Raw genomic sequence first — 5668 nt, 5'->3', positions numbered from 1 at the left:
TACATTGCGAGGACAGGTTTTACAGGCGAGAGGGGCTATGAGATATTTCTGCCTGCTATGATAGCGTCAGGTGTATGGGATTCTATCTTAAAGAAGGGCGAAGAATACGGGCTTAAGCCGGCAGGGCTTGGATGTCGAGACACCCTCAGGCTTGAGATGGGTTATCCCCTTTATGGTAATGATATGGATGATAAGACGACACCAGTGGAGGCAAGCCTTGACAAGGCCGTTGATTACGATAAGGGAGATTTCATTGGCCGGGATGCCATCCTGCAAAAAAAAGAAACGGGTATAGAGAGGAAGCTTGTTGGTTTTGAAATCCTGCAGAAGGGTATCCCCCGTCATGGGTGCAGGATTTACTCAAATGGAAAAACCCTCGGCGTTGTTACCAGTGGCAACTTCTCCCCGACCCTTAAGAAAGGGATAGGGATGGGATATGTACTGCCGCAATATTCAGGCCCGGGGACAGAGATATTGATAGATATAAGGGGTAAGGCAGCTGTTGCTGTTGTAACGGCAACGCCATTTTATAAAAAGGTGCAAAAGAAATAGCCTGAACCGAGTTTACCGGGTTATCTGATACGAGTAAAAGAACTTATGGAATATATTCCTAATACTACTAATGATCAGAAAGAGATGCTCAATGCTATAGGTGTCTCTTCTGTTGAAGAATTATTCAGCTATATACCGTCTGACTTAAGACTCAAACAGGACCTGAATATCCCTGATGCACTTTCTGAGTTTGAATTACTTAAGGAGATAAGTGCGCTCGGAGGCATGAATGCTCACACCGGGGAGTATGTGACATTTCTTGGGGGTGGCGCTTATGACCATTTTATACCGAGTGTAGTGCCTCATATGGTCTCACGTTCAGAGTTTTATACTGCTTACACACCTTATCAGGCGGAAATGAGCCAGGGTATCCTCCAGACAATATATGAATATCAGACAATGATATGTGAGCTCACAGGTATGGAGGTGTCAAATGCCTCCATGTATGACGGCGCCTCTGCAATGGCTGAGGCTGCACTGATGGCTGCAAGGATTACGAAGAGGGATGAGATCGTCGTGTCATCTGCAATAAACCCGCGATATCGTAAGGTGCTGGATACATATCTGTTCGGGATTAAGCTGCCTGTAAAGACCATAGAGTGGAATAACGGTGTAACTGATGTTGAAAGGCTGTCGAGGGCGATTTCTGATAAGACAGCAGTGGTTGTTATACAATACCCGAATTTCTTTGGCTGTGTCGAAGATATTAAGACTATTATTGATTTGACCCACAGGTCCGGTGCAATTGCTGTAGTTGTTGCCGATCCCATAGCCCTTGGTTTACTGAAGTCTCCTGGTGAGCTGGGAGCTGATATTGTGGTTGGTGAGGGGCAGCCATTGGGTATACCACTTAATTTTGGCGGACCTTACCTCGGTTTTTTCGCAACCAGGATGGATCAGGTTCGTAAAATGCCTGGCAGGATAGTAGGGGCTACAGTGGATGCTGAAGGAAAGTCCGGCTATTGCCTGACATTCCAGACAAGAGAACAGCATATAAAGAGGGAACGGGCTACGTCTAATATCTGCACCAATGAGGCGCTTGTCGCCCTGACGGCTACTGTGTATATGGCTGCCATGGGAAAGCAGGGTCTCAGGGATGCGGCTAATCTTTGTGTTCAGAAGACGGCCTATGCAAGAAATTGTATCAGCAAACTCAAGGGATACTCCGTGCCGTTTACCTCACCGGTATTCAAGGAGTTTGTTGTAAAGACACCGGTATCCGTGAAAAAGATTCAGGATAGATTGATTTCAGAAAAGATACTGGGCGGGCTCGACTTAGGGGTATATTATCCGGAATTGGAAAATCATCTCCTGTTCTGTGTAACTGAGAAGCGGACACGCGAAGAGATAGACAGATTAGTTGCGGTATTAGGAAAATAAAAATCCCCCTTAATCCCCCTTTTTCAAAGGGGGAAACTAATCTCCCCCTTTGAAAAAGGGGGATTAAGGGGGATTTTTATCTGGATTTTCATGGGAGTAATATAATAGATGTCAGAACAACTCATTTTCAAAAAAGGCGCCCCCGGCCGCAAAGCATACTCATTGCCTGCGCTGGATGTGCCGGAAGCGGAACTGCAGAGTTTACTTCCTAAAGACCTGATTAAAAACACTCCCCTGAACCTACCGGAGGTCAGCGAGATAGAGCTGGTACGGCACTTTACCAATCTCTCAAGGTTAAACTATGGTGTTGACCTCGGTTTCTATCCCCTTGGCTCCTGCACCATGAAATATAACCCAAAGGTCAACGAAGAGGCAGCAAAGACACCGGGTCTAATGAATGCACATCCGCTCCAGCCTGAACAGTTGTCTCAAGGGGCACTGAGGATGATGTATGAGCTGGAGGGGTTTCTCAAAGAGATAGGCGGTGTTGACAGGGTCTCTTTACAGCCTGTAGCCGGAGCGCATGGAGAGCTTACCGGTCTGCTTGTAATCCGGGCATATCATGAGGCGCATGGGAACCCGAGGCATAAGGTTATAATACCTGATTCTGCCCATGGGACAAACCCGGCCAGTGCGGCGTTAGTAGGCTATGAGGCAGTCGTAATAAAATCCACCAGGGAAGGGCTTGTAGATGTCGAGGAGTTGAAAAAGGTCCTGGATACAGAGACAGCGGCAGTTATGCTGACGAATCCTAATACCCTTGGGCTCTTTGAAAAGGATATAGCAGAAATATCAAGGTTAACTCAGGACGCGGGCGCCCTCATGTACATGGACGGTGCTAATCTCAACGCATTACTCGGTATAGTCAGGCCCGGTGATATGGGTTTCGACGTGGTCCATTTTAATCTGCACAAGACATTCTCAACCCCACATGGCGGGGGAGGTCCCGGTGCCGGTCCTATCGGCGTCTCTGAGAAACTTACACCTTTTATCCCTGTTCCGACAGTGGAAAAAGATGGTGACAGATACTTCATGGATTATAACAGGCCGCAGGGTATTGGAACTGTCCATGCTTTTTATGGTAACTTCGGTGTCCTCGTCAGGGCATATTCATATATAAAGAAGATGGGCGCTAAAGGGTTAAGGGAAGTCAGTGAGAATGCAGTGCTGAACGCAAATTATATAAAGAAGCGTTTACATGAATATTATTACATACCCAATAATGTCCCGTGCATGCACGAGTGTGTATTTTCTGCAAAATACCAGAAGGCCAAAGGTGTCCACTCGTGGGATATTGCCAAACGGCTTCAGGACTATGGATTTCATCCTCCGACCGTGAACTTTCCCCTTATAATTGATGAGGCCATTATGATAGAGCCAACAGAGACAGAGCCAAAGGAGACCATTGACTCATTCTGTGATGCGATGATTGCTATAGCTAAAGAGGCGGAGACCAATCCTGAGATAGTGAAGAACGCACCGCACACGACGGTCGTCAGACGTCTTGACGAAGCGATGGCAGTAAAAAAACCAAATTTACGATGGAAGAAACAATGATACTAAAAATCTCCCCTAACCCCTCTTTTCCAAAGAGGGGAAAGTCATCTCCCCCTTTGGAAAAGGGGGATGAAGGGGGATTTTTAGAATGAGAAATAATAAAATATTTCTTGACAAATTATTTGCCATAAATATATGATAAATGTTCTTGCAATAAAATCAAAAAAGCAGATTGAAACAATAGATATAACAAATGAGGTCAGAAAGGTGATTAATGACCTGGGCGTAAGAGAAGGCATTTGCACAATATTTGTACCTCACACTACAGCAGGGATAACTATTAATGAAGGGGCGGATCCGGACGTTATGAGAGATTTTATTGATAAACTTGATGAGTTGATTCCAATTGAGAGCGGTTATCTGCACGCTGAAGGTAATTCAGCTGCACACATAAAGACAAGTATAATCGGTTCTACCGTTCATGTGATGGTAGACAAAGGCGAACCTGTTCTCGGCACCTGGCAGTCAGTATTCTTCTGTGAGTTCGATGGACTAAGAGAACGTAAAGTTCAGGTGAAAGTAGTAGAAAGTTAATGGATGTATTGTCTCATGACATACTGATAGTTGGCGGCGGCGGTGCCGGACTCCGTGCTGCGATAGCTATTGCCCACGCCAACCCATCCTTAAAAACTGCAATTGTTTCAAAGGTTTACCCGATGCGCAGTCACACTGTTGCAGCCGAAGGGGGTTGTGCAGCGGTTCTGAAAGAAGACGATACCCACGATCTTCATGCATATGACACTATTAAGGGCAGCGACTATCTTGCAGACCAGGATGCAGTAGAGGCCTTTGTCCGTGATGCCTCAAGAGAAGTTATCCAGGTGGAGCGCTGGGGTTGTCCGTGGAACCGCGAAGAAGATGGACGCATAGCAGCCCGCTGGTTCGGTGGAATGAGCAGGAAGCGCACACTCCATGCAGCTGACAAAACAGGTTTCCATCTCCTCCATGCGTTATTTCAGACATCTCTAAAGTATGATGTAATTAAGCGATATGACGAGTGGTTTGCCTCAGCCTTGCTGGTGGATAACGGCAGGATAGGCGGATTACTGGCATATGACATAAGGCGGGGTGAATTTAACATACTTGCCGCAAAGACGGTTATCCTTTGTACAGGCGGTGTTGGAAGGATATTTTATTTCTCCAGTAACGCCGGTATAAAGACAGGTGACGGTGCGGCGATAGCCTATCGTGCAGGCGCGCCTATTAAAGACATGGAATTTATCCAGTTCCACCCGTCAGGACTTATTAAGACAGGTATACTGATTACTGAGGCGGCACGCGGTGAGGGTGGTTATCTCTTTAATAATAAAGGCGAGCGGTTTATGGAAAAATATGCCGCGACCAAAATGGAGCTTGCCCCCCGTGATATTGTATCCCGTTCAATTATACAGGAGATCAGGGCAGGCCGGGGATTTGACGGGCCTTATGGATCGTATATACAGCTGGATTTAAGGCATCTTGGCGAGGCCAAGATAGAGGAAAAACTCCCGATGGTACGTGAGCTTTGTATAGATTTTGCCGGGATGGACCCTGTGCATGAACCTATTGCAATAAGACCTACCATGCATTATACAATGGGGGGAGTTCACACAGACAAGGATGGTAAGACGCCTATTGAAGGGCTTTATGCGGCAGGTGAGGGAGGCTGCGTCAGCATTCATGGCGGAAACCGGCTTGGTTCAAACTCACTTGCAGAGATACTGGTCTTTGGTGCAAGGGCAGGTCTGTCATCAGCGGATTATGCTGTTAAGGCAAAGCCGTCTTCACCGGATAAATTGAAGTCCCTGGCAAAACAGCAGATGGATATCATCCAGAAACGCTATATAAAGACAGGCAATGGTAAAGAACGTATAGGCGCTATTTTAACGGATTTGCGTAAGACAATGGATGAAAAAGTCGGTATTTACAGGAAAGAAGAAGAACTCAAGGATGCAGTGCAGGCTGTTCGAAAACTGAAGGAGCGTTTTAATAAGATCAGCCTGACCCAGCAGAGTAAGGTCTTTAATACAGAATTGGTAAATGCGATGGAACTGGACAATATGCTGGACGTTGCAGAGGTAGTTGCACTGGGAGCGCTTAACAGGAAAGAGTCCAGAGGCGGGCATGCGAGGGAGGACTATCCAAATCGTGATGACGAAAATTTCCTGCATCACTCACTCGCATATCAGACACCGCAGGG

At 46.5% G+C, this 5668-nt stretch carries 5 protein-coding genes; all 5 read left to right on the top strand.

Annotated features, from left to right (window positions below; genetic code table 11):
- On the top strand, positions 1–552 hold a 552-nt coding region (locus IT392_08740; protein ID MCC6544571.1), incomplete at its 5' end, for a glycine cleavage system aminomethyltransferase GcvT.
- Between the two features lie 45 nt (positions 553–597).
- On the top strand, positions 598–1932 hold the full coding sequence (gene gcvPA / locus IT392_08735) for an aminomethyl-transferring glycine dehydrogenase subunit GcvPA (GenBank protein MCC6544570.1): 1335 nt from the start codon (positions 598–600) through the stop codon (positions 1930–1932).
- A 108-nt stretch (positions 1933–2040) separates the two neighbouring features.
- On the top strand, positions 2041–3489 hold the full coding sequence (gcvPB, locus tag IT392_08730; GenBank protein MCC6544569.1) for an aminomethyl-transferring glycine dehydrogenase subunit GcvPB: 1449 nt from the start codon (positions 2041–2043) through the stop codon (positions 3487–3489).
- 135 nt (positions 3490–3624) lie between these two features.
- A complete protein-coding gene (locus IT392_08725) occupies positions 3625–4023 on the top strand; it encodes a YjbQ family protein (protein ID MCC6544568.1) in 399 nt (132 codons plus the stop codon).
- Positions 4023–5668, top strand: a 1646-nt coding sequence (locus IT392_08720) for an FAD-binding protein (protein ID MCC6544567.1), incomplete at its 3' end; no start/stop codon positions are given. The genes IT392_08725 and IT392_08720, both read left to right, overlap by 1 nt.

This window comes from Nitrospirota bacterium (genome assembly GCA_020846775.1).
Lineage (GTDB): Bacteria > Nitrospirota > 9FT-COMBO-42-15 > HDB-SIOI813 > HDB-SIOI813 > RBG-16-43-11.
The sequence above is the reverse complement of the archived record's forward strand: the minus strand, read 5'-3'. Positions and strand labels throughout refer to the sequence as shown.

What these genes read in the sequence shown, in the direction of transcription:
- gcvPA (MCC6544570.1), top strand. Translation starts at nt 598, where the DNA reads ATGGAATATATTCCTAATACTACTAATGATCAGAAAGAGATGCTCAAT.
- gcvPB (MCC6544569.1), top strand. Translation starts at nt 2,041, where the DNA reads ATGTCAGAACAACTCATTTTCAAAAAAGGCGCCCCCGGCCGCAAAGCA.
- IT392_08725 (MCC6544568.1), top strand. Translation starts at nt 3,625, where the DNA reads ATGATAAATGTTCTTGCAATAAAATCAAAAAAGCAGATTGAAACAATA.